General features: G+C 73.4%; 9 protein-coding genes. 6 read left to right on the top strand and 3 right to left on the bottom strand.

What is annotated here, in order from left to right; all coding sequences use genetic code 11:
- Nucleotides 1–78: 78 nt before the first annotated feature.
- Both ACH4TL_RS18150 and ACH4TL_RS18145 read left to right on the top strand, forming a co-directional pair.
- A complete protein-coding gene (locus ACH4TL_RS18150; RefSeq protein WP_398315159.1) occupies nucleotides 79–867 on the top strand; it encodes a response regulator transcription factor in 789 nt (262 codons plus the stop codon).
- Nucleotides 864–2,375 carry an ATP-binding protein gene (locus ACH4TL_RS18145; RefSeq protein WP_398315157.1) on the top strand — a complete coding sequence of 504 codons (1,512 nt, stop codon included), beginning with the start codon at nucleotides 864–866 and terminating at the stop codon, nucleotides 2,373–2,375. Before ACH4TL_RS18150 ends, ACH4TL_RS18145 begins: the two co-directional genes overlap by 4 nt.
- A gap of 27 nt (nucleotides 2,376–2,402) precedes the next feature.
- Here ACH4TL_RS18145 and ACH4TL_RS18140 read toward each other — a convergent pair whose 3' ends face one another.
- The 3 genes from ACH4TL_RS18140 to ACH4TL_RS18130 form a co-directional block, all read right to left on the bottom strand.
- On the bottom strand, nucleotides 2,403–3,032 hold the full coding sequence (locus ACH4TL_RS18140; protein WP_398315155.1) for a YigZ family protein: 630 nt from the start codon (nucleotides 3,030–3,032) through the stop codon (nucleotides 2,403–2,405).
- Between the two features lie 20 nt (nucleotides 3,033–3,052).
- Complete coding sequence (locus tag ACH4TL_RS18135; RefSeq protein ID WP_398315153.1) at nucleotides 3,053–3,370, bottom strand: hypothetical protein; 318 nt, start codon at nucleotides 3,368–3,370, stop codon at nucleotides 3,053–3,055.
- 123 nt (nucleotides 3,371–3,493) lie between these two features.
- Complete coding sequence (locus ACH4TL_RS18130) at nucleotides 3,494–3,904, bottom strand: helix-hairpin-helix domain-containing protein (protein ID WP_398315151.1); 411 nt, start codon at nucleotides 3,902–3,904, stop codon at nucleotides 3,494–3,496.
- A gap of 375 nt (nucleotides 3,905–4,279) precedes the next feature.
- Here ACH4TL_RS18130 and ACH4TL_RS18125 point away from each other — a divergent pair, with 375 nt between their 5' ends.
- The 4 genes from ACH4TL_RS18125 to ACH4TL_RS18110 all read left to right on the top strand — a co-directional run bounded on the left by ACH4TL_RS18125 (nucleotide 4,280) and on the right by ACH4TL_RS18110 (nucleotide 26,596).
- Nucleotides 4,280–5,122 carry a hypothetical protein gene (locus ACH4TL_RS18125; protein WP_398315149.1) on the top strand — a complete coding sequence of 281 codons (843 nt, stop codon included), beginning with the start codon at nucleotides 4,280–4,282 and terminating at the stop codon, nucleotides 5,120–5,122.
- 14 nt (nucleotides 5,123–5,136) lie between these two features.
- On the top strand, nucleotides 5,137–6,336 hold the full coding sequence (locus ACH4TL_RS18120; RefSeq protein ID WP_398315147.1) for a copper amine oxidase: 1,200 nt from the start codon (nucleotides 5,137–5,139) through the stop codon (nucleotides 6,334–6,336).
- Between the two features lie 94 nt (nucleotides 6,337–6,430).
- The gene (locus ACH4TL_RS18115) at nucleotides 6,431–7,783 is read left to right on the top strand and encodes a serine hydrolase domain-containing protein (RefSeq protein WP_398315145.1); all 1,353 of its coding nucleotides are present in this window, start codon (nucleotides 6,431–6,433) and stop codon (nucleotides 7,781–7,783) included.
- 135 nt (nucleotides 7,784–7,918) lie between these two features.
- Nucleotides 7,919–26,596: a non-ribosomal peptide synthase/polyketide synthase gene (locus tag ACH4TL_RS18110; RefSeq protein WP_398315143.1), complete on the top strand. Its 18,678-nt coding sequence runs from the start codon at nucleotides 7,919–7,921 to the stop codon at nucleotides 26,594–26,596.
- Nucleotides 26,597–26,598: the final 2 nt, after the last annotated feature.

Below are 26,598 nucleotides of genomic sequence, written 5' to 3'. Positions count from 1 at the left end.
CTTCCCCAATATTCGGGAGCGCACTCGCAACATTACAAAAACCGGGACGCGCATCCGGCGCTGCGGTAGACAGGACCCATGACCGTACGAGCGCTGCTGATCGAGGACGACGAGACGATCGCCGAACCCCTTGTGGAGGGTTTACGGCGATACGGGCTGACGGCCAGTCATGTGGGCACGGGTGCCGCCGGTCTTGAAGGGCCGTACGGGGACATCGTTCTGCTCGACCTGGGACTGCCGGACATGGACGGCATCGACGTCTGCCGCGGCATCCGCCAGGTCTCCGACGTACCCATCATCATGCTCACCGCGCGCGGTGAGGAGGCCGACCGGGTGCTCGGGCTGGAACTGGGAGCTGACGACTACTTGGCGAAACCATTCAGCATGCGGGAGCTGATCGCCCGCATCCGCGCCGTGACCCGCCGCACCCAGCGCGTCGAGACCGCGCCCACCGCCCCGGCGGCCACCGCGCCCACCCCCGCTCCTCCCCCGCCGGTCTTCGAACCGGGACCGGCGCAGGCCCCCGCCCCGGCGCCGGTCCAGCACCAGACGCTGGAGGGCCAGGAGCCGCTGATCGTGGACCGCAGGACCCGGCAGGTGTGGGTCGGCGGCGCCCCGGTCGCCCTCACGCCGAAGGAGTTCGAGCTGCTGGCCCTGCTCACCGAGGACCCCGGCGCCGTGTACTCGCGGCAGCAGATCCTCGACCGGGTCTGGGACCCGCACTTCCACGGGCCGACCAAGACCCTGGACGTGCACATCGCCACCCTGCGCCGCAAGCTGGGCGACCCGGCCTGGATCCAGACCCTGCGCGGCGTCGGCTTCCGCCTCGCCGTGCACACCGGAGTTCCGGAGGCCGCCCGGCCGTGACCCGTCGTCTGCTGCTCGGCTATCTGAGCCTCGCCGTCCTGGTCCTGCTGTGCTTCGAGATCCCGCTCGGCTACATCTACAGCCGGTCCGAGAAGGAGCGGGTCATCGCGGCGGCCGAGGACGAGGCCGAGTCGGTGTCCGCGTACACCTCGCTGTCCATCATGGCGGGCCGGCAGGACCGTGAACTTCCGGCCCGGGTCCTGCACTGCGCCCAGCGCATCGGCGGCGAAGTGCTCATCGTGGCCGCCGACGGCAGAGTGCTCGCCGCCTCCCATCCGCCCCCCGCCGACGAGGCGGGGAACCTGACGTCCCGGCCCGAGATCGCGGCAGCGCTCGGGGGCCGGGGCGCGGTCGACGTACGGACCTCCACCATCGGCGGGGTCAGCTATCTCTCCATCGCCCTCCCCGTCACCCATGGGGACCAGCTCCAGGGCGCGGTCCGGCTCACCGTGCCCACCGACGCGGTGCACTCCAAGGTGCACCGCGCATGGCTGCTGCTTGCCCTGGCCGGGCTGGCGATCCTGACCGGCGCCGCCGTGGTGTCCCTGGTCTTCGCCCGCTGGACCAGCCGTCCCATCGTGGAGCTGGAGCGCTTCGCGCACCGGCTGGCCGACGGCAAGGCCCCCACGCCCGCCCCGGTGACCTCGGGCCCGCCCGAAGTACGCAGCCTGGCGGCCACCTTCAACCAGACCGCCGCCCGGCTCGCCCATCTGCTGGAGGCCCAGCGCGCGTTCGCGGCCGAGGCGTCCCACCAGCTCAAGACGCCGCTCGCGGCGCTGCGGCTGCGCCTGGACAACCTGGAGCCCGATCTCGCCGACCACGCCCGCCCCCAGCTCACCGCCGCGACGACCGAGACGGAGCGGCTGGCCCGCATGGTCGAGGGACTGCTGGCGATGGCCCGGATGGAGGAGGGCGCGGTGACACCGGAGCCGGTCGACCTGGACGAGCTGTGCACCGAGCGGCTGCGCACCTGGACCCCGCTGTTCGAGAGGCACCACGCCCATCTCGTCCTGCGCGGCGTCCCGGTCGGCCAGGCCCTCGCGGTACCCGGGGCGATCGAGCAGATCCTGGACAACCTGCTCTCCAACGCGCTGCGTTCCTCACCGCTCGGCAGCACCGTCACCCTCGACCTCCGCCACGCCGCGCCGGACCGCCGCCATCTCCACCGGGACGGCCGCCCCACCTGGGTCGAGGTGCACGTCATCGACCAGGGCCCGGGCATGTCCGCCGAGCAGCGCCGCCGTGCCTTCGACCGCTTCTGGCGGGCCCCCGACTCCCCCAAGGGCGGCACCGGCCTCGGCCTCTCGCTGGTCCAGCGGCTGGCCCACGCCAGCGGCGGCGAGGCCACGCTGAACGCGGCCCCCGGCGGCGGGCTGGACGCCGCGATCCGGCTGCGGTCCCCGGTCAAGGCCGGATCCGGCGGCCCGGGGCGCCCGGCCAGAATGCAGCTGCGCCGCAAACCCGCCCCGGAGCCCACCACCCGGCCCGCCGCCCGGGCACCGGTCTAGGGGTGTCCAGCCGCTGCCCGGTCGTGCTCAGGGCGCCTCTTCGTATGCCTCACCGCCCAGTTCCAGCCCGGCCGTCCCCGCGGTGGCGTCCGCGAGCCAGCCGCGGAAGGCCGCCACGTCCGCCTCGGGCAGCCCCACCTCGATGGTCACCGCCTCCGCGTACCGGACGTCCCGTACCACCCGGCCCGTCGCGCGCAGATCGTTCTCCAGCTTCCCGGCCCGCTGGTGGTCGATGGTGACCGTGACGAGGCGGAACCGCCGCCGGGTGACGGTGCCCAGCGCGTCCAGCGCCTCCCCGACGGCTCCGCCGTACGCGCGGATCAGCCCGCCCGCGCCGAGCTTCACGCCGCCGAAGTAGCGGGTGACCACCGCCACCACGTACCGCATCTCCCGGCGCACCAGCATCTGGAGCATCGGTACGCCCGCGGTGCCACCCGGCTCGCCGTCGTCGCTCGCCTTCTGTACGTCGCCGTCGGCGCCGAGGACATAGGCGTAGCAGTTGTGGTTGGCGCCGGGGTGTTCCTTGCGGACCCGCTGGATGACCTCCTGGGCCTCCTGCTCGGTCGCGGCGGGCGCGAGCGTGCAGAGGAAGCGGGACTTGTTGATCTCGACCTCGTGCACGCCTTCGCGCGCGACCGTCCGGTACTGCTCCTGCATCCGGCCAGCCTATGCCCCGGCTACGCCTCGGCCTCCTCCCCGGGGGCGGCCAGGACCGCGGCGTGGGCGGCCGCGGTGAGCACCGCCGCCGCGAGCACCCATGAGATCCAGTTGCCCGGGTTGGGCAGCCACTGCCTGCCGAGCGCGACCGGGTAGATGACCGCCGCGTAGACGGCGGGGACGGCGTGCCGCACGATGCCCTTCCTGGCGGCGCCGAGGAACAGCGGCGGCGCCAGCAGCCCGGCGGTGAACACCACGCCCAGGACCCAGAGCACGCGGTGCCGCTTGCTGCTGTACATGGGGACGTTTGAGGGCACGGTGGCGGGGAATTCGTTCACGTTTACCTCTTGATAATCGGCTCGACAGTCGGTGTACGGGTCATGGACATGGGCACGCATCGATCATTTGGCCGATTTCTCACTCCCCGAACTCCAGTTCCGATGAAATGTTCGAAGAGATCGCTAACCGCCCGGTTCGGAGCGGAGGCAGCTGAGTGCGCGCCGCGCGCTCGCGGCTCCGATTCCCTCCAGATCGCGCAACTGCTGGGCGGAGAGACTGGACAACCGTTCGACACTGTCGACACCGGCCCGCAGCAAGGTATTGGCCAGCCGATGCCCGAATCTGTCATGACCCAGAACGTCGAAGAGATCTCCGCCCTCACACGAGCATCCGGCCTCCCGGTCCGGCTCCCCCGGCCGCCCCTTTTCCCGTACCCGGCAGGCGGCGCACACATCGATCACCCGACCATCCCGGAGCGTCCTGGTCCAGCTCAGCGGGACCGTCTCCGCTCGCGCCGCGCTCACGCTGTCGGCCGCGTCGGATGTACAAGTGGCGCCACAGATGTCACATCGAATGGTGATCGAATGACTCATGTGAGCATGATGGCAGACAAGTTGGCGACCGGCTTTGCGCACCGTCACTTTGCGGCAGCCCCGCCTCCCACAGGATTCCCCCGAAGTCGAGCGTTCCACCCCTGTGATCGTGGTACTCGGCGAAATGCTGCCCGGCGGCACATGCATTTCTCATAGTGCCTTCATTACAAATGCGACTGTTACCGCGCCCGGAGGGGTGAAAACGTGAGCCAACAGTGGACAGCGCAGAGTCCGGGGGGATGCGCGCGCTGGGCGTAAGAAGCGTGAGGAAGCGTCTCGATTCCCGCTCATCAGGCGGAGGAGACGGCGCACGCCCCAGCGGTCTCACCCCCGATGCCTGCCGACTGCTGTCACTGAGCTCTGCCCTGGGCTCACTTGACCGACAACGGGAACGGCTGGGTGATGACAATCAACGCCACTGGGGACGGTACGGCCGACGCGAACGGTCAGCGGAAGCGTGGATGGCGCGTATCCGCGGCCGTGGGCCTGGCGGCGGTGCTGACCGGCGGGGGGATCGTGGCGCTGAAGGCGACCGGCTCGTCCCCGCCCGGCGGTTCGGCACCCGCGGCGAGCGTCGCCTCCCACACCGGGCCGCTGACGTCGAAGGAGACCCGGGAGGCGTCCCGGATCGCCGCCGCACCCCGGTCCGCGTCCCAGGACTCCCAGGCGTCCCCGGGCGAGAAGAAGAAGGCCGAAAGCCGGGAGAAGAACGCCGCCGGCGGCTCCGGCGCCGAGGTGCTGGACACCCGCCGACCGGCGCGCGCCAAGTCGGCCGCCGCCTCCGCACCCGACAGCGAGGCCGAGGTCCAGCTGTACGACTACGCCTCCGACAGCCTGATCACCCGGGTCGTCGACCTGCGCTCCGACAAGGTCGTGCGCTCGACCCGCCAGCACGGGGTCCAGCCGCCGCCCACGCTGGCCGAGGTCCGGGAGGCGGTGAAGGTCATCCTCGCCGACCGCCGCCTCGGCGACGGAATGCGCGCCTCCTACCAGGCGGAGACGGAGAAGAAGCTGACCTCGCCCACCCAGCTGCGGCTCCAGGGCATGTCGTTCCTCGGGGCCCGCGCCAAGGGCGTGAAGGGTGCCTCGCAGGTGGCGCAGTGCGGTACCCACCGCTGCGTCCAGCTCTTCGTGCGCATCCCGGGCGGCAAGTGGATCGACACCAGCAGGATCGTCATCGATCTCTCGGCCCGGCGCACCGCCGTCATCGGCCTGTGAGGGGAGCTCAGTTCGTGTTCAGTTCGTTCCGGCGTGCCCGGGTGCTGATGGCCGTGGTGGGTCTGCTGACGCTGTGGGTGCCGGGTCCGGCGTCCGCCGCGCCCCGGGAGACAGCGGCGACGCCCTCCTGCCCGAAGGCCGACCGCATCGACCAGACGCTCAAGAACGGTGCCCGCTGGCAGATGTGCTGGAACATCGACCGCAGCACCGGCGTGGTGCTGAGCGATGTGACGTACACGCCCAACCGCGGCACCCCGACCCGTGTGCTGAAGAGCGCGTCGCTCGCCGAGGTGCACGTTCCCTACGACAGCGGCCAGCCGCGCTTCTACGACGTGTCGTCCATCGGCTTCGGTGACCTCGAAGAGGGCACGCTCACCAAGCTGTCGAAGGACGACTGCCCCACCGGCAAGCTCTGGGACTACCAGAAGACGCCCGTGATGTGCAGCCAGGAGCAGCCGCGGCCGTTCGCGTACAAGAGCGCGGTGGAGAAGAGCGTGCGGCACGGGACAGATCTGACCGTGTTCTCGGTGTCCGAGATCGGCTGGTACGACTACATCATGGAGTGGCACTTCTCCGACGACGGTGCCATCACCCCGCGCGCGGGCGCCTCCGGCTCCCTCTCGCCGTTCGCGTTCTCCGACGCGACCAGCGGATGGCCGACCGGCGTGGGCTCGCAGCGGTTCAGCGAGAACCACTCGCACAACATCTTCTGGCGGCTGGACTTCGATGTGAACGGCCAGTCGAAGAACGCCGTCGAGCAGTACGACTTCGAGGGCAGCGGTACGGGCAAGCGCACCATGAAGCGCACCGAGCTGTCCAAGGAGACGGGTGCGGACCTGGCGCCCGAACGCTTCTGGCGGGTGGTGAACCCGACGGCCGAGAACGACGACGGCCACCCCATGTCCTGGGAGATCGACAACGGCGACAGCGACCAGTACCGGGGCCCGAGCGACACCGAGAAGTTCACCCGGCACGACGTGTACTTCTCGCAGTACCGGGAGTGCGAGCAGCTGGCCTACGGCAACACCGCGAAGGGCTGTGCCGCCTCGGTGGACAAGTACACCAACGGTGAGAAGGTCACCGACCCGGTCGCCTGGGTCAGCGTCGACTACCACCACGTGCCCCGGGACGAGGACCAGGACCCGATGCCCACGCACTGGCAGAGCTTCCGCATCGTCCCCCGGGACGTCACGGCGACGAGCCGGCTGCCATGACCGTCCCCGCCCCTCTCATCCGTCCCCTCCGTCCCCTCCGTCCCCTCCGTCCCCAACAATCCGCGGCAAGGAGTGCACCGTGTTACACCGGCCCATGAGAGCGTCCGGACACGAGCGGCGGCCCACCGCGGGCCACCGCCTGGAGGACCGCCTCCGCGCCCTGGCCCGCGCCCATCAGGTGCCCGGAGCCCAACTCGCCGTCCACAGCGGCGGAACCACCCGCGCCGTGCACACCGGGGTGCTGGACTCCATAACCGGGGAGCCGTTCAGCGCCGAGACGGCGGTGCCCATCGGCTCCCTCACCAAGTGCTACACCGCCACCGTCGTCATGGTCCTCGTCGCGGACGGCGATGTGGAGCTGGACGACCAGCTCGGCGACCATGTGCCGGAGCTGCGCCGGGCCGGGCCGCCGTGCACCGTGCGCCAGGTGCTCAGCCACACCGCCGGGCTCGCGTCCGGGCCCGACTCCGACCATGTCGCCGCGCTGACCACCGCGCGCTACCTCCAAGCCCACTGCACCGACGGCACGCTGGTGATGGCTCCGGGGACCGACTTCTCGTACTCCAACGCGGGCTATGTCGCGGCGGGGCGGCTGATCGAGACGGTCACCGGGATGAGCTGGGCGGAGGCCGTACGGTCCATCCTGCTGGACCCGCTGGGCACCGCGCCGTCCTTCATCGGCGCGACCGGTGCGGACTGGCGGCAGGCCGCGCGCGGCCACTCGGCCAACAAGGCGTCGGGCCGCACCCGGCCGGTCGAGCAGAACCTCGCCCCGGCGGAGGCCGCGGCCGGTGCCCTGATGGCCAGCGCGCAGGACCTGGTGGCGCTGGCCCTGGCCCACACCCACGAAGGGCCTGGCGGGCTGCTGCCGCCGGAGCTGGCGGAGGAGATGCGGCAGCCGGTGCCCGGTGCCGACCCCGGTGTCCTCGCCGACGGCTGGGGGCTGGGGTTCGCGCTTTTCCGGCAGGGAGAGACGACCTGGTTCGGGCACGACGGAAACGCCCAGGGCACGTCCTGCTATCTGCGGGCCGATCCGCTGAACCGCACCGTCGTGGCGTTCACCAGCAACTCCAACAGCGGTGCCGACATGTGGCACGAACTCTCGGCCGAACTGGAGGAGTTCACCGGCGTCCCGGTCCCCGGGACACCCGCCAGGCCCCGTCCGGCGGCCACCCCCATGGCCTCGACGGCACAGTGCACCGGGACCTATCTCAACGGCGACATCGAGTACCAGGTGACGATGAGCGACAGCGGCACCCTCGCTCTGTCCGTGGACGGTGACGTCCCCGCGCCACTGGTCTGTCACGAGGACCTGACCTGCGACCTGGTGGACCCGTCCTCCGGGCGCCGGATTCCCGGTGGCCGTTTCGTGCGCGACCCACGCACGGGCGCGGTCGACCGCATTCAGCTCTCGGGCCGGATGGCCCGTAAGAGCGCCCTCGTCTGACGTTCGAGATCCGAGGTCCGAGGCTCCCCACCGCACACTCCCCACCGCGGCCGTCTCCCCCACGCCAACGGCCGCGCGCGGCGCCTCATCTCCACAGTTCCACCCCTTTCAACCGCTCTGAAGGGCCGCACCGACATGATGGAGCAGTACGACAACGCATCGGGTTCGGCGTCCGCACCCGAGGACGCCCCTGGCCTGCCGCCCGCCGCGTGGAACGCCACGTCCCGCGACGCCTCCCGCAGCCCGCTGGGTGAGCTGTTCGCGCACTGGGCGGGCCGTACCCCGAAGGCCGCGGCGCTGGTGGCCGGGGGCCGCACCTGGTCGTTCGGTGAGGTCGACGCCTGGGCGAACCGGCTGGCCCACCACCTCATCGGGCGCGGTGTGGGGCCCGAGCGCGTGGTGGCCCTCGTCCTGCCGCGCTCCGTCGAACTGGTGGTGGCGGAGCTGGCGGTGGCCAAGGCCGGGGCCGCGTTCCTGCCCGTCGACCCGGCGCACCCCGAGGAGCGCCGCGCCATGATGCTGGCCGACGCCCGGCCGGTGGTGGTGCTGGACGACCCGGCGCGGATCCGGGACGTGACCGGCCCCGAGCACACGCCGGGGGACGCGGACCGGCTCGTCCCGCTGCTGCCGGAGCATCCGGCGTACGTCATCTACACCTCCGGCTCCACCGGTGTGCCCAAGGGTGTGATGGTGCCGCACGCCGGGCTGGGCAACTTCTCCGCCGCCACCGCGGACCACTACCAGGTCCGGCCGGGCGACCGGGTGCTGATGTTCTCGTCGCCGAGCTTCGACGCCTCCGTACTGGAGCTGTGCTCGTCCCTGCTCGCCGGGGCGGCGCTGGTGGTGCCCCCGGAGGGTCCGCTGCTGGGCGCCGAACTCCCCGCCGTGCTGCGGGAACACCGGGTGACCCACGCCCTGGTCCCCCCGGCCGCGCTGGCGACGGTGCCCGCGGAGGAGGTCCGGGACGGCCTGCCCGATTTCCGTACGCTGATCGTGGGAGCGGAGGCGTGCCCCGCCGATCTGGTGGACCTGTGGGCGCCGGGCCGACGGATGGTCAACTCCTACGGCCCGACCGAGGCCACCGTCGTGGCCACCTGGACTGACGCCCTCCGGGCGGGCTCCGGCAACCCGCCGATCGGCCGTCCGCTGCCCAACACCCGGGTGTTCGTGCTGGACGAGGCGATGCGGCCGGTGCCGGTGGGCTCCGTCGGGGAGCTGTACATCAGCGGCGCGGGAGTGGCCAGGGGCTATCTCGACCGCCCGGGGCTGACCGCGGAGCGCTTCGTCGCGGTGCCCTTCGGGCCGCCCGGCGCCCGGATGTACCGCACCGGTGACCTGGCCCGCTGGAACGCCGACGGTGAGGTGGAGTTCCTCGGCCGGACCGACCACCAGGTCAAGGTGCGCGGCTTCCGCATCGAACTAGGCGAGGTGGAGGCCGCGCTCGCCCGCCACCCGGACGTCCTGGCCGCCGTCGTCACCGTGCGGGAGGACGAGCCCGGGCTGAAGCGGCTGGTCGGCTATGTGGTGCCGACCGAGGGCGGGGCGAAGCCCCGGGCAGCTGAGCTGCGGGCCGCGGCGGCCCGGGTGCTGCCCGCGCACATGGTGCCGTCCGCGTACGTCGTGCTGGACGCGTTCCCCCTCACCCCGCACCGCAAGATCGACCGGCAGGCGCTGCCCGCCCCGGCCCCCGCCGCGGAGGGGCACTCCCGCCACATCGCCCCGCGCACCCCCGCCGAGACCGCCCTGGCCCGGGTGTGGACCGAGGTGCTGCCGGTGGACGCCGTGGGCGTCGAGGACGACTTCCTGGGCCTCGGCGGCGACTCCATCCTCGGTGTGCGGCTGCTGTCCCGGCTCCGGGCGGAGCTGGGCGTGGAACTGTCGCTGCGGGAGCTGCTCGACGCCCGGACCGTGGCGCGGCTGGCCGCGCGGCTGCCGGAGGAGGCCGCCGACGCGCCGGAGGCGCCGATTCCGCCCGCCCCGCGCGACCGGCCGCTGCCGCTGTCCGCGGCCCAGCGGCGGCTGTGGTTCCTGGACGATCTGACCTCCGGCGGCACCGAGTACAACACCGGCGCCGGGCTGCGGCTGAGCGGCCCGCTCGACACCGGCGCCCTGCGCCGCGCGCTCGCCACCCTGGCCGCCCGGCACGACGCGCTGCGCACCACGTTCGTCACCGTGGGCGGCCACGGGGTGCAGCTCATCTCCGAACACGGCACCGTACCGCTGGACCACACCGACCTCGGCGGACGGCCCGCCGCTGAGCGCGACGCCGCCGTCGAGCGGCTGCTGACCGACGAGCTGAACCGGCCCTACGACCTCGCCGAGGGCCCGCTGACCAGGGCGCTGCTCATCCGGCTCGCCGACGACGACCACGTCCTGCTGCTGGCCCAGCACCACATCGTCACCGACGGCTGGTCGGTCGGCATCCTGGTCCGCGAACTGACCGCGCTGTACGCGGCGGAGGTCACCGGCACCGCCCCGGACCTCGCCGAAGCCGCGCTCCAGTACCCGGACTTCGCCGTCTGGGAGCGGAACTGCCCCGCCCCGCCCGGGCAGGACACCGACCTGAAGTACTGGCGGGACCGGCTCACCGGAATGCAGACCCTGGAGCTGCCCACCGACCGCCCCCGCCCCCCGGTGCGCACCACCGCCGGGGCGGTGCACCGGCGGGAGCTGCCCGCCGATCTGGTGGCCGCGCTCGGCAGGCTCGGCCGGGAGCGGAACACCACGCTGTTCACCCTGCTCGCGGCGTCCGTGGCGGTCCTGTTCTCGCGCTACTCGGGCCAGCGGGACGTCGCGTTCGGCACCGTCACCAGCGGACGCCACCGCAAGGAGCTGGAGTCGGTCGCCGGGTTCTTCGTCAACACGCTGGTGCTGCGCGCCGACGTCGACGGGGACAGCAGCGTCGAGCAGTTCGTGGACGCGATGCGCGAGACGGTGCTGGACGCCTTCAGCCATGACCGGCTGCCGTTCGAGCGGGTCGTGGAGGAGCTGGCCCCCAAGCGCGACGCCAGCCGCAACCCGCTGGTGCAGGCGCTGGTCGTCCAGCAGGGCGCCATGGTGCCCGGCCGGGAGGCCGGGGGCCTGACGATCGCCGAGCACTCCTTGCCGCGCCCCGCCGCGCGGTTCGATCTGGTGCTGGAGTTCCTGCCCCGGGACGACGGATCGCTGGGGCTGACCGTCGAGTACAACTCCGATCTGTTCGACGCCCCGACGATGGAACAGATGGCCGGGCATCTGCACCGGCTGCTGACCCGGATGGTGGCCGACCCCCGCAGCTCCCTGATCGAGCTCCAGATGCTGAGCGACGCCGAGTGGCACAAGCTGCTCGACTCCTGGAACGGCATCTCGGCGGGCGGGACCGAGAAGGACACCGGCGGGGCCGCCGCCCGGGCCACGCTGCCCGAACTCTTCGCGGCGCAGGCCGCGTCGCGGCCCCGGGCCACCGCCGTGACCTGCGGGGATACCCGGCTCACCTACGACGAGGTGAACCGGCGCGCCAACCGGCTCGCCCGGTTGCTGATCGACCGGGGCGTCGGCCCCGAGCGGCTGGTGGCGCTGGCGCTGCCGCGCTCGGCCGACCTCGTCGTCGTCCTGCTGGCGGTGCTCAAGGCGGGCGCCGGATATCTGCCGGTGGACCCCGGATACCCGGCCGAACGCATCGCGTTCATGCTGGACGACGCCGCGCCCTCGACCATCCTCGCCACCGGTGACACCGCGGGCTGCCTGCCCGCCGGTGCCGAACCCCTGGTGCTGGACGACGAAGCGGTCCGCGCCGAGCTGGCGCGGCGGGCGGACGGCGACCTCGGCGACGCCGAGCGCACGGCCCCGCTGGACCCGGCCCATCCCGCGTACGTCATCTACACCTCCGGGTCCACCGGCAGGCCCAAGGGCGTGGTGGTGACCCATCAGAGCGTGGCGACCCTGGCCGCCTGGGCCGGGGCCGAGCTGGGCCGGGAGCGGCTGACCGGGGTCGTGGCCTCGACCTCGCTCAACTTCGACGTGTCCGTGTTCGAGATCCTGTGCCCGCTGCTGGCCGGGGGCAGCATCGAGGTCGTCCAGGATCTGCTGGCCCTCGCCGACCCCGCGAACCGGCCGCGCGCGACCGGGCTGATCAGCGGCGTCCCGTCGGTGTTCGCCCGGCTGCTGAGCGGGGACGCCGGGCAGACCGACGCCGGATACATCGAGGCCGGACGCATCGACGCCGGGACCGTCGTCCTGGCGGGCGAGGCCCTGCCCGCGCAGGTCGTGCGGGACATCCGGGCGACGCTGCCCTCCTGCCGCATCGCCAACATGTACGGGCCGACCGAGGCCACCGTGTACGCCACCGCCTGGTTCTCGTCGGGCGGAACCCCCCAGAAGGCGCCACCGATCGGGCGGCCCGTCGCCGACACCCGCGCCTATGTCCTGGACCCGACGCTGCGGCTGGTGCCGCCCGGGGTGACGGGCGAGCTGTATCTCGGCGGCCGGGGCCTGGCCCGGGGCTATCTCAACCGTGCCGGACTGACCGCCGACCGCTTTCTCGCCGACCCCTTCGGCACCCCGGGCAGCCGGATGTACCGCACCGGCGACCTGGTGCGCTGGGGCAGCGACGGCCAGCTGGAGTACATGGGCCGGGCCGACGACCAGGTGAAGATCCGCGGCTTCCGCATCGAACTCGGCGAGGTCGAGACGGCGCTGCTGCGCCACCCCGACGTCGCCGAGGCCGCAGCCGTCGCGAAGGAGACGGGCGGCCACAAGCGGCTCATCGCCTACGCCGTGCCCGCGCCGGGCGCCACCCCTGACCCGGCCATGCTGCGCACGTTCCTCCAGGGCAGCCTGCCCGACTACATGGTGCCCGCCACCGTCCTGGTCATGGAGCGGATGCCGCTCAACCCCAACGGCAAGCTGGACCGCGGCCGCCTCCCCGACCCGGACTGGTCCGAGGCGGCGGCGCCGGGCTATGTGGCGCCGCGCACCGCGACCGAGCGGACGCTGGCCACGGTCTGGGCCCGCATCCTCCATGTGGAACGCATCGGCGTCGAGGACAACTTCTTCTCGCTCGGCGGCGACTCCATCCTCAGCATCCAGGTCGTCTCCCAGGCGCGGCAGGCCGGGCTCTCCGTCACCTCCCGCGATGTCTACCGCCACCAGACGATCGCCGCCCTCGCCCTGCACCTGGACGCCACGGCCCTCACCGCCGCGGCCGAGCCCGGCACGGACGCGGAAGCGGCCACCGGGGATCTGCCGCTGACGCCCATCCAGCACTGGCTGTTCGAGCACGACCCCGAGCGGGCCGGGCACTTCAACCAGACGCTCTCCCTCGTCCTGCCCGAGGACGTGGACGAGGCCGCGCTGCGCGGCGCGCTGGAGGCCGTCGTGAACCACCACGACGCCCTGCGCTCCCGCTTCCCCCACGAGGACGGCGGCCGGTACCAGCGGATCGACGACGGCGGGACGGCCGATCCGCTGCGCCGCCACACCGGCGGCGGCGAACCCCACCTCGGCGCCTTCGACCTGACGGACGGGCCGATGCTGCGCGCGGTGCTGGAGGAGGGCGCCGGGGACGGGGGGCGGCCGGTGCTCCATCTCACCGTGCACCACGCCGTGGTGGACGGGGTCTCCTGGCGCATCCTGCTGGAGGACCTGGACAGTGCGTACCGCGGCCTAGCGCTGCCCGCCGCGTCGTCCCCGCTGCGCCGGTGGGCCCGGCGGCTGAACGACCACGCCCAGACCGGGGGGTTCGACCCCGAAGCCGGGTACTGGACCGAACTGGCCGAGACCTGCGATCCGTCGCTGCCGGTGGACCACGACGGCGCGAACACCTATGCCTCCGCCCGGTCGGTCACCCTCACCCTCGACCGGGACGAGACCACCGCGCTGCTCCAGACGCTGCCCGAGGTCTACCGGACGCAGGTCAACGACGTGCTGCTGAGCGCGCTGGCCCGGGTGCTCGGCCAGTGGACCGGGCGCTCCCGGGTGCCGGTGGACCTGGAGGGCCACGGGCGCGAGGAGATCTTCGAGGGCGTGGATCTGTCCCGTACGGTCGGCTGGTTCACCACCCGCTTCCCGGTGGCGCTCGACCTGGGCGCCCTGCCCGGGGACGGCTGGGGTGACGTCCTCAAGTCCGTCAAGGAGCAGCTGCGGGCCGTGCCGCAGCGGGGCCTGGGCTACGGGGCGCTGCGCCATCTGGCCCGCCCCGAGGGCCTTCCGGCCGGTCCCACGGCCGGGATCAGCTTCAACTACCTGGGCCAGTTCGAGCTGCCCGGCGACGGCGACGGGCTGTTCCGCGGCCTCCACCGCGAACTCGCCCTGGACGCCGATCCGGAGGGCCTGCGGCCGCATCCGCTGGAGGTGGTCGGCCGGGTCGAGGACCAGCGGCTCGCGTTCACCTGGTTCTACTCCGCGAACCTGCACCGCGAGGAGACCGTCGAGCGGCTGGCCGGGGAGTTCCTGCGGGCGCTGCGCGCCATCGCCCGGCACGCCGCAGCGCCCGGCGCCGGCGGCCGCACCCCGTCCGACTTCCCGCTCGTCTCTCTCGACCAGGCCACGGTGGACGGGCTGGTGGGCGACGGCAGCGGGGTGGAGGACGTCTACCCGCTGACCCCCACCCAGGCGGGCATGCTGTTCCACGGGCTGTCCCAGGACGACCGGCGCGCCTACTTCCAGCAGCTCACCTTCGTCCTCGACGGGGTGTCGGACCCGCACGCGCTGGCCGCGGCCTGGCAGCGGGTCACCGACCGTACCCAGGTGCTGCGCAGCCGTGCCGCGTGGGACCGGGTGCCCGAACCGCTCCAGGTGGTGGAGCGCGGGGTCCGGGTGCCGGTGACCCATCTCGACTGGCGCGGGCTGTCCGCCGCTGAGCGCGACGAGGCGTCGCGGCGGTTCCTCGCGGAGGACCGGGAGCGGGGTCTGGACCTGGCCGCCGCGCCGCTGATGCGGCTGGCGCTGGCCCGGCTGTCCGACACCGAGGTCCAGGTGGTGTGGACGTTCCACCATCTGATCCTGGACGGCTGGAGCCTGTTCCAGGTGCTGTCCGACGTCTTCGCCTGCCATGCGGCCGGGGCCAGGGCCGCGCTGCCCAGCCGCCGCCCGTTCCGCGATTACGTGGCCTGGCTGCGGGACCGCGACTGGGCGGAGGCCGAGGAGCACTGGCGGTCCCGGCTCGGCGACGTGGCGGAGCCCACCCCGCTGCCGTTCGACCGGGAACCCACCGAGGCCCATCACGCGGAGTCCACCGGCGAGGTGCGGGTCACGCTGCCCGCGGAAGCGTCCCAGCGGCTGGCGGAGCTGGCCCGGGGCGCGGGCCTCACCATGAACACCCTGCTCCAGGGCGCCTGGACGCTGCTGCTGTCCCGGTACACCGGGCGCACGGACGTCGTGTTCGGGACCACGGTCTCGGGCCGTCCGCCGGAGCTGCCGGGCGCCCTGGCCATGACCGGCCTGTTCATCACCACCGTGCCGACCCGGCTGCCGGTGCCCACCGGCGGCACCCTGCTGTCGTGGCTGCGGGAGGTGCAGGAGCGGCAGACCGAGGACCGGCGGTTCGACTTCGTACCGCTGACCCGGCTGCGGTCCATGACCCGGCTCGAGGAGCGGGTGAACCTCTTCGACAGCATCGTGGTCTTCGAGAACTACCCCGTCGGCGGGGACCTCGCCGCCGCGCACGGGCTGGCCCTGCGGGACCTCCAGGGCGTCGAGACGACGAACTACCCGCTGAGCCTGGTGGTCTACCCGGGCGAGGAGATGGCGCTGCGGCTCGGCTACGACCCGGCCCTGTTCGACGCGGCGACGGTCGAGCGCATGGCCGAGTACCTGTCGGTGCTGCTGACGCACATGTCCACCGGCCGGGACCGGGCGCCCGCGCGCCTGCCGGTGCTCAGCGACGACCGGCGCGACCAGGTGCTGCGGGAGTGGAACGCCACCACGGCCCCGCTGCCCGAGGGTTCGGTGGCCGAGCTGTTCGCCGCGCAGGTGCGGCGCACGCCGGACGCGCCCGCGCTGGACGGCGACGGCGGCGCGGTGAGCTATCGCGAGCTGGACGCGCGCGCCAACCGCCTTGCCCACCGGCTCACCGGGCTCGGGGTCGGTCCGGAGCGGCCGGTGGCCGTGCTGATGGACCGGTCCGTGGAGCTGGTGGTGGCCCAGCTGGCGATCGTCAAGGCGGGCGGGGTGTACGTACCGCTGGACACCCGCGCGCCCGGGGACCGGCTGCGGGTGGTGCTGGCCGAGGCGACGGCGGACGTGCTGCTGACCGACCGCGCCTGGGAGCGGACCGCGGCGGACCTCGGGCACGCGGGGCGGACGCTGCTGGTGGCGCCCGGTGCCGAGGGCGGCGACGGTCCTTCCGGGCCGCCGGCGGTGGAGGTGTTCGGCGACAACACCGCGTATCTGATGTTCACGTCGGGCTCCACCGGGCGGCCCAAGGGCGTCGCGGTCCGGCACCGCGATGTGACCGCCCTCGCCCATGACCGCTCCTTCGCGGGCCACGGCCGGGTGCTCGTGCACTCCCCGCAGGCGTTCGACGCCTCCACCTACGAGGTGTGGGTGCCGCTGCTGCGCGGCGGTACGGCCGTCCTGGCGCCGGTGGGCGACGTGGACGCGGACGCCGTACGCCACGCGATCACCGCTCACGGGGTGAGCTGCCTGTGGCTGACCGCCGGGCTGTTCCGGCTGCTGGCGCAGGAGGCGCCGGACTGCCTGCGCGGCGCCCGGGAGGTGTGGACCGGCGGCGAGGCCGTGCCGCCGACGGCGGTGCGCCGGGTGCTCGACGCCTGCCCGGAGCTGACGGTGGTCGACGGCTACGGACCCACCGAGACCACGACCTTCGCCACCCGGCGCCCCTTCCGCGCCGGTGAGGAGCTGCCCGGGACGCTGCCCATCGGGCGGCCGCTGGACAACACCCGCGTGTACGTCCTGGACGGCGCCCTCCAGCCGCAACCGCCGGGCATCCCCGGCGAGTTGTACATCGCGGGCGCCGGGCTCGCCCGTGGCTACCGCGACCGGCCCGGACCGACCGCCGAGGCTTATGTGGCCGACCCGTTCGGGCCGCCCGGCTCCCGGATGTACCGCACCGGGGACCTGGTGTCCTGGACCGCCGACGGCGAACTCGCCTTCGTGGGCCGCTCGGACGACCAGATGAAGCTGCGCGGCTTCCGCATCGAACCGGGCGAGATCGAGGCCGCGCTCACCCGCCACCCGGCCGTCGCCGAGGCGGTCGTGGCGCTCGCGCGGGACGGGGACCGGAAGCTCCTGGCCGCCTATCTGGTCCCGGTGCGCGGCGCCGCCGCCCCCGAGCCCGAGGAGCTGCGCTCCCTGGTGGGCCGGGCGCTGCCCGACTACATGGTGCCCGCGGTCTTCATCACCCTGGACGAACTGCCGCTCACCGCCAACGACAAGGTGGACCGCCGACGGCTGCCCGCGCCCGACTGGGCGGCCGCCACGGCGGGCGCGGAGTACGTGGCGCCCCGCACCGACGCCGAACGGATCCTGGCGGAGATCATGGGCCCGCTGCTGGGCCGGGAGCGCATCGGCGTCGAGGACAACTTCTTCATGCTCGGCGGCGACTCCATCCTCAGCATCCAGGTCGCCTCGCGCGCCCGGCAGGCGGGCCTGACGGTGACGCCCAGAGAGCTGTTCCGGCACCCCACCATCGCCTCGCTCGCCACCGTCGCCACGGCCGCCGCCCGGCCCGCCGCCGACACCGGCCCGGTGAGCGGCGAGCTGCCGCTGACCCCGATCCAGCACTGGTTCCTCGGCACGGACAGCCCCCGGCCCGAGTACTTCAACCAGTCCGTCCTGGTCGAACTCGACCAGGACCCCGACCCCCGGGCGCTGCGTCAGGCGCTGCGGGCGCTGCTGGTCCACCATGACGCGCTGCGGATGCGCTACGAGCGCCGGGCGGACGGCACCGTACGGCAGTACTGCCCGGCGCCGGACGACGGCGACGGCCAGGACCCGCTGCGCGAGGTGGACCTGTCGGGGCTCGGGGAGGAGGAGCGGCGGGCCGCCGAGGAGGCGGCCATGGCCGAGGCCAACGCCGGGTTCGCGCTGGACACCGGGCCGCTGCTGGCCGCCCGGCTGCTGCGCCCCGGCCCCGGACTGCCGCCGTCGCTCTTCCTGACCGTGCACCACCTGGTGGTCGACGGCGTCTCCTGGCGGGTGCTGCTGGAGGACCTGGAGACCGCGTACCGCCAGGCGCTGGACGGCGCTCCGGCCGACCTCGGCGCGCGCACCACGTCGTTGCGCGACTGGTCCCGGCGGCTCGCCGAGCACACCGCGGCGGGCGGCTTCGACGCCGAACTCCCGCACTGGACGGCGGTGTCCGAGGACTGCGCGACCGGGATTCCGACCGACGGCGAGGGCGGCAACACCGTCGCGGCCATGAAGTCGGTGACCGTGGCTCTGGACCGGGAGCGGACCACCGCCCTGCTCCAGCGGGTGCCCGAGGTCTACCGCACCCGCGTGGACGACGTGCTGCTCTCGGCGCTGGGCCGAGTACTGGCCGAGTGGACCGGGCGGCGTCGGGTCGCCGTCGACCTGGAGGGGCACGGCCGCGAGGAACACCTGCTGGACGGCGTGGATCTGTCCCGCACCGTCGGCTGGTTCACCACCATGTTCCCGGTCGCCCTGGACATCCCCGACGGCCCGGGCGGCGGCTGGGGCGAGACGCTCAAGTCCGTCAAGGAGCAGCTGCGGGCGGTGCCCGCGCAGGGCATCGGCTACGGGGCGCTGCGCCATCTGGCCCCGGACGCGCCGCTCGCGGAGGCGGCGGAGCCCCGGATCAGCTTCAACTACCTCGGCCAGTTCGGCTGGTCGGACCCGGCCGGGACCACCGGCGACGCCCTGGTCCGCTCCGTACGGGGCGGCCTGGGCGGTGACGCCGCGCCGGAGACGCCGCGGGCGCATCTCCTGGACATCGTGGGCCGGGTCGAGCGGCGCCGCCTGGAGATCACCTGGTACTACGGCTCCGGGACGCACTCCGAGGAGACGGTGTCCCGGCTGGCCGGGGACATGCTCCGCGCGCTGGAGGACATCGTCGCCCACTGCGCCGACCCGGCCGCGGGCGGCCGCACCCCGTCGGACTTCCCGCTGGCCCGGCTGGACCAGGCCGCGGTGGACCGGGTCGCCGCCGACGGGCGGTCGGTGGAGGACCTCTACCCGCTGACCCCGATGCAGGCCGGAATGCTGTTCCACAGCCTGGTGGACCCGGCGTCCGACGCCTACTTCAACCAGGTGCAGCTGCGGCTGACCGGGATCACGGACCCCGGCGCGCTGGCCACGGCATGGCAGCGGACCACCGACGCCAACCCGATCCTGCGCACCCACCTGGCCTGGGCGGACACCCCGGAGCCCCTTCAGGTCGTACGGCGGCGGGCCACCCTGCGCATCGCCCACCACGACTGGACCGGACGCTCCGAGGCGTGGCGCGAGGCCGAGCTGAGCAGGCTGCTCGCCGACGACCGGGCCGAGGGGATCGACCTCGGCAGCGCGCCGCTGACCCGGCTGGCCCTGATCAAGCTGTCGGCCGACGAGGTGCGGCTGGTCTGGACGTTCCACCATGTGCTGCTCGACGGCTGGAGCGCGGCGCAGGTCTTCGACGAGGTGTGCGAGCGGTACGCGGCGCTCACCACCGGGCGCGGTGCGGTCGTACCCACCCGGCGGCCCTTCCGGGAGTACCTGGGCTGGCTGGGTGAGCAGGACACGGCCGAGGCCGAGCGGTTCTGGCGCGGCGCGCTGGCGGGCTTCACCGCCCCGACCGAGCTGCCCCGCGACCGGCCGGCGGCCGAGGCGCACCGCACGGCGTCCTCCGGCTCGCACCGGGTCACCCTCGGCGCGGAGGAGTCCGCCCGGCTCCGTGAGGTCGCCCAGCGCAACGGGCTGACGATGAACACGGTGGTGCAGGGCGCCTGGGGGCTGCTGCTGTCCCGCTACAGCGGGACGGACGACGTGGCGTTCGGGACCACCGTCTCCGGCCGCCCCGCCGCGCTGCCGGGGGTCGAGGCGATGGTCGGGGTGTTCATCAACACCATCCCCACCCGGGTCCGGGTGGACGGCCGGAGCCCGCTGATGAGCTGGCTGCGGGAGCTCCAGACGGCGCAGTCGGAGTCCCGGCGCTTCGAGTTCGTGTCCCTGGCACAGCTCCAGAGCTGGAGCGAGGTGCCCGGCGGCGTCGGTCTCTTCGACAGCATCGTGGTGTTCGAGAACTACCCCTTCGACAGCGAGGCCATCGCGGCCCACGGCCTCCGCATCCACCAGGAACGGGACCTCGAACCCACGAACTACGCGCTGAGCGTCGTCGTGGCGCCCGAGGAGCGGCTGTCGATCTCGCTGGACTACGACCCCGCCGCCTTCGACGCGGCGACGGTCGAGCGGCTGGGCGGCTGCCTGCACGGGCTGCTGGCCCAGATGGCGGCCGATCCGGAACGCCGGCTGGAGGAGCTGCCGCTGATCGGCGCGGCGGAGACCCGCCGGATCCTCGACACGTTCAGCGGTCGCGTCTCCCCGGCGCCGGGCGCGGTGCTGCCGGAGCTGTTCGCGGCGCAGGCGGCCCGTACGCCGGAGGCGGTGGCCGTGCGCGGCGCGGACGGCCAGCTGACCTACCGGGAGCTGAACGAGCGCGCCAACCGGCTCGCCCGGCTGCTGATCGGTGCGGGCGCCGGTCCGGAACGCTTCGTGGCGCTCTCGCTGCCGCGGACCCCGGAGCTGGTGGTGGCGCTGCTGGCGGTGCTCAAGAGCGGCGCCGGATATCTGCCGGTCGACCCCGCCTACCCGGCGGAGCGCATCGCGTTCATGATCGGCGACATCGCCCCGGACATCGTCCTGACCACCCAGGAAACGGCCTCCCGGATTCCCGACGGTCCTGGCCACCGCATCCTGCTGGACGACGCGGAGACCGGGCGGGCGCTCGCCGCACAGGCCGCCCATGACGTCGGCGACGCCGAGCGCACCGCGCCGCTGGAGCCCGGCCATCCGGCGTATGTCATCCACACCTCCGGATCGACCGGTACGCCCAAGGGCGTCGTGGCCACCCACCAGGGTGTCGCCGCGCTGGCCGCCTGGGCGGCGGAGGAGTTCGGCGCGGCGGGGCTGTCCCATGTGGTGGCGTCCACCTCGCTCAACTTCGACGTCTCCGTCTTCGAGATCATCTGCCCGCTGCTGACGGGCGGTTCGCTGGAGATCGTTCGTGACCTGCTCGCGCTGGCCGAACGGCCGGAGCCGTGGACCGCGTCCCTGATCAGCGCCGTGCCCTCGGCCCTCGGCCAGGTGCTCGGCAAGGGCGGCGTCTCCGTCACCGCCGATGCCGTGGTGCTGGCGGGCGAGGGTCTTGCGGCCCGTACGGTGCAGGAGGTCCGCAACGCCATCCCGGGCTGCCGGGTGGCCAACATCTACGGCCCCACCGAGGCCACCGTCTACGCCACCGCCTGGACCTGCGACCCGGCCGACCCCGGCCGGACCCCGCCGATCGGCTCGCCGGTCGCCGCCACCCGGGCCTACGCGCTGGACGCACGGCTGCGGCCGGTGCCCGTCGGGGTGCCGGGCGAGCTGTATCTGGCCGGTCCCGGCCTGGCCCGCGGCTACTTCGGCCGCCCCGGGCTGACCGCTGACCGCTTCACGGCCGACCCCTTCGGCCCCGCGGGCAGCCGCATGTACCGCACCGGCGACCTGGTGCGCTGGGACGCGGACGGCCAGCTGGAGTACCTGGGCAGGACCGACGACCAGGTCAAGGTGCGCGGATTCCGCATCGAACTGGGCGAGGTCGAGGCCGCGCTGGCGCGCCACCCCGAGGTCGCCGAGGCGGCCGCGGCCGTCATCGAGACCGACGGCCACAAGCGGCTGGTCGGTTATGTCGTCCCGGCCGCCGGGGCCGCCGCGGTCGAGTCCGCCGCGATGCGCGCGTTCCTCGCCACGAGCCTGCCGGACCACATGGTGCCCGCGGCCGTCGTCACCCTGGAGCGGCTGCCGCTGGGCACCAGCGGCAAGCTCGACCGGCGGGCGCTGCCCACTCCGGACTGGGCCGCCCCCGCCGCCGGGCATGTGGCGCCCCGTACGGAGACCGAGAAGGCGCTCGCCGGGATCTGGGCCGAGGTCCTGGGGGTGGAGCGGGTCGGCGTCGAAGACAACTACTTCACCCTCGGCGGTGACTCGATCCTCAGCATCCAGATCGTGTCCTCGGCCCGCCGGGCGGGCATCGAGCTGACGCCGCGCCATCTGTTCGTCCACCAGACCGTCGCGGACCTGGCCGCCGCCGCGCAGGACGTCCCGGCCACGGCGGTCGCGGCCGAACAGGGGCCGGTCGTCGGCGAGGTGCCGCTCACCCCCGTCCAGCACTGGCTGTTCGACACCCTGCCGGACAGCCCGGGACACTTCACCCAGTCGGTGTCCGCCGAGCTGACCGGGCCGGTGGACGAGGCCGCGCTGCGCGCCGCGCTGGACACGCTGCTCGACCACCACGACGCGCTGCGGCTGCGCTACGAACCCACCGGGAACGGCAACTGGCACCAGCACAGCGTCCCGCCGGGCGGCTCGGCGCCGATACTCGATGTCCACGACCTGTCCGCCACCGAACCCGCCCTGCGGGAGGCGGCGATGCGGGAGACGGCCTTGCGGATACGGGCCGGATTCCAGCTGGACCGGGGGCCGTTGTTCAAGGCCGCGCTGTTCATGACGGGCGAAGGGGAGCGCCCGGTCCTCAGCCTGATCGCCCACCATCTGGTGGTGGACGCCGTCTCCTGGCGCATCCTGCTGGAGGATCTGGACACCGCCTACCGGCTGCTCACCGCCGGGCGGCCCGCGAGCCTCGGCCGGAAGACCACCTCGTTCCGCGCGTGGTCGCGGCGCCTGAGCGAACACACCGTCGCCGGGGGCTTCGACACCGAACGCGGCCACTGGACCGCCGAGCACGCCCGCGCCGATCTCCCCACGGACGCCGAGGGGCCCAACACCGCCGCCAGCGAGGAGTCGGTCACGGTCCGGCTCGACACCGAGGAGACCCGGGTCCTGCTCCAGGACGTGCCGGGCGCCTATCTGACCCGGATCAACGACGTCCTGCTGTGCGCGCTGGGCCGGGTGCTGGGCCGCTGGACCGGCCGGGACCGGGTGCTCGTCGCGCTGGAGGGCCACGGCCGCGAGGAGATCTTCGAGGGCACCGATCTGTCCCGTACGGTCGGCTGGTTCACCACCATGTACCCCGTCGCCCTCGACGGCTCCGCCGCCACCGGGCCGGACGGGCTCGGGGAGGCGCTGAAGAGCGTCAAGGAGCGGCTGCGGGCGATCCCCGCGAACGGGCTGTCCTACGGGGCGCTGCGCCATCTGTCCGGGGCGGCCGCCCCGGACCTCGCCGAGGACCCGCAGATCAGCTTCAACTACCTCGGCCAGCTCGACTGGGACCTGCCCGACGGCGGTCTGCTGCACTCGCTGCGCAGCGGCCTGGAGGGCGACATGAGCCCGGAGGCGCCCCGGCCGCATCTGCTGGACGTGGTCGGCCGGGTGGAGCGCAGGAAGCTGGAACTCACCTGGTCCTACTCCCGTGACCGGCACCACCGCGAAACGGTGCTGCGGCTCGCCGAGGAGACCCTGGAGGAGCTGCGCGCGATCATGCGGCTGTGCACGGATGCCGGGGCGGGCGGACGCACGCCCTCGGACTTCCCGCTGGCCGGGCTGGACCAGGAGACCGTCGACCGGCTGGCGGGCGACGGCCGGGACGTGGCCGACATCTATCCGCTGACGCCCACCCAGAACGGGCTGGTCTTCCACGGGCTTGCGCAGCGCGGCCAGGGGCTCTATGTGGAGCAGGCGACCTTCGTCCTGGACGGGGTCCGGGACTCCCGGGTCCTCGCCGCCGCCTGGCAGCACGTGGTCGACCGCACCCCGGTGCTGCGCAGCGAGGTGGTCGTGCAGGAGGTGCCCGAACCCCTCCAGATCGTGCGCCGCAACGCGGCCGTACCGGTCGAGGAGCTGGACTGGAGCGGTCTCACGGAGGACGAGCGCCCGGCCGCGCTGGAGCGACTGCTCGACCAGGACCGCGCCCGCGGGCTCGACCTCACCGCGGCGCCGCTGCTGCGCGTCACCCTGGCCCGGCTCTCCCCGACCGAGGTGCAGGTGCTGTGGACGTTCCACCATGTGCTGCTCGACGGCTGGAGCGTCTTCCAGGTGCTGACGGACGTCTTCGCGGCCCATGCCGCCCTGGCCGCGGGCGAACAGCCGCGGCTCCCGGCCCGCAGGCCGTTCGCCGACTATGTCGCCTGGCTCGGACGGCAGGACCGCGCACAGGCCGAGGCTCACTGGCGCAAGGCACTGTCCGGATTCACCGCACCCACTGCCCTCCCCTACGACCGCAAGCCGACGGCGGAGGCCCCCACCCGCTCCTCGCAGTGGCTCTCGCACCGGCTCGGTGAGCAGGAGACCGCAGCCCTGGAGGACTTCGCCCGGCGGCACCGGCTCACTCTCAATACGATCGTCCAGGGCGCTTGGGGATTGCTCGTATCTCGCTTGAGCGGAGAGCCGGACGTCTGCTTCGGGGCGACCGTCTCGGGACGGCCGACCGAACTGCCCGGCGCCGACAGCATCACCGGCATCTTCATCAACACCCTTCCGGTGCGGCTCGGAGTGGAGGAGGGCACCGCCGCCGTCCCGTGGCTGCGCGGGCTCCAGGCCGACCAGGCGGACGCGCGCGGCTACGGCCATGTCCCGCTCGCCCAGATCCAGGGCTGGAGCGAGCTGCCGGGCGGCACGAACCTCTTCGAGAGCCTGGTGGTGTTCGAGAACTACCCGATCAACAGCTCGGCCGCCGCCGAACACGGGCTGCGGGTGCGCGAACTCCAGGCCCTGGAGTCCACCAACTACGCGCTCACCGTGGTCGTCTCGCCCGGTTCCGAGCTGTCCGTCGAACTCGGCTACGACCCCCGGCTCTTCGAGGAGGCCACCGCACACGATCTGGCCGCCCAGCTGACGCACGTCCTCGGCGCCCTCGCCGCGGCACCCGACGATCAGCCGCTGGACCGGATCGACACGCTGCCGGACGCGATGCGCAAGCGGCTCCTGGTGGAGTGGAACGACACCGCCCGCCCGGCCGCGCGGACCACCCTGGCGGACCTCTTCGAGGCCGCCGCGGACCGTCACCCCGACGCGCCCGCGGTCCTCGCGCCCGGCGTCGAGCTGTCGTACGCGGAGCTGGACGCCCGGGCCAACCGCCTCGCCCACCGGCTCATCGGCCGGGGCGTGGGCCCCGGGCGGATCGTCGCCCTGGTGCTGCCGCGGTCGGTGGAGATCGTCGTGGCCCAGCTCGCGGTGGCCAAGGCGGGCGGCGCCTATCTGCCCGTCGACCCCGGCTATCCCGCCGAGCGCGTCGCCCTGATGCTGGAGGACGCCGCCCCGCACGTCACTCTGGAAAGCCTCGACGGTCTCGACGGGACCGAGGGCGCGGCGCACCGGCCCACCGACCGGGACCGGCCGCGGCCGGTGGACGTGGACGACCCGGCCTATGTGATCTACACGTCCGGCTCCACCGGCACCCCCAAGGGCGTGGTCGTCACCCACCGCGGGATCGGCAACTTCGCCGCCGCCGAGGCCGAGCACTACGAGGTACGGGAGGGCGACCGCGTCCTCCAGTTCGCCTCGCCCAGCTTCGACGCCTCCGTCCTGGAGCTGTGCATGGCGCTGCCCCACGGGGCCGCGCTCGTGGTGCCGGAGCCCGGGCCGCTGCTGGGCGAGCACCTGGCGCGGGTGCTGCGCGAGCGGCGCGTCACCCACACCCTCATCCCGCCCGCCGCGCTGGCCACGCTGCCCGACGGAACCGAGAAGGAGCTGCCCGAGCTGCGCACGCTGATCGTCGGCGGCGACGCCTGCGGTACGGAGCTGACGAACCGGTGGGCCCCGTACCACCGCATGATCAACTCGTACGGACCCACCGAGACCACCGTGGTCGCCACCTGGTCCGATCCGCTCGTCGCGGACGGCGCCCCGCCGCCCATCGGGCGGCCGGTCCCCAACACCCGGGCCTATCTGCTCGACGCGCGGCTGCGCCCGGTGCCCCCGGGGGTGCCGGGCGAGCTGTGGATCAGCGGCCCGTCGCTGGCCCGCGGCTATCTGAACCGCCCCGGGCTGACCGCGTCCCGCTTCCTCGCCGACCCCTTCGGGCCCGCCGGATCGCGGATGTACCGCACGGGCGACCTGGCCCGCTACGACGCCGATGGCCGCATCCACCACATGGGCCGCACCGACCACCAGATCAAACTGCACGGCTATCGCATCGAGGCCGGTGAGGTGGAGACCGCCCTGGTCGGCCACCCCGCGGTCGCGGAGGCCGTGGTGACGGTCCGGGAGGACGAGCCCGGCGTCCGCAGGCTGGTGGCGCACCTCGTGCCCGCCCCCGGTGCTGCCGCCCCGGCCGACGCCGAGCTGCGCGCCGAGCTGGGCCGTACCCTGCCCGGCTACATGGTGCCGTCGGCGTTCGCCGTCCTGGACCGGCTGCCGCTCACCGAGAACGGCAAGACGGACCGCGCGGCGCTGCCGGCGCCCGGCCCCGCCACCGCGGCACCGGCCGCCGGTCATGTGGAGCCGCGGACCCCCACCGAGGAGGTCATCGCGGAGATCTGGGCCGAGGTGCTGGGGGTGGAACCGGTCGGCGCCGAGGACGACTTCTTCGCCCTGGGCGGCGACTCCGTCCGCAGCCTGCTGATCGCCTCCCGGGCTGGTGAGGCGTTCGGCCTCGATCTGACCCCGCGGGACGTCATGACCGCGCACACGGTCTCCACCCTCGCCGATCTGGTCGAGGAGTACATCCTGCGCGAACTCGAAGACGCCGCTTCGGGCGGCAGCGACAACGACGAACGGTGAGG

Origin of the sequence: Streptomyces sp. NPDC021115, from assembly GCF_044333065.1 — a bacterium.
Lineage (GTDB): Bacteria > Actinomycetota > Actinomycetes > Streptomycetales > Streptomycetaceae > Streptomyces.
This window is presented reverse-complemented; position numbering and strand designations above follow the sequence as displayed.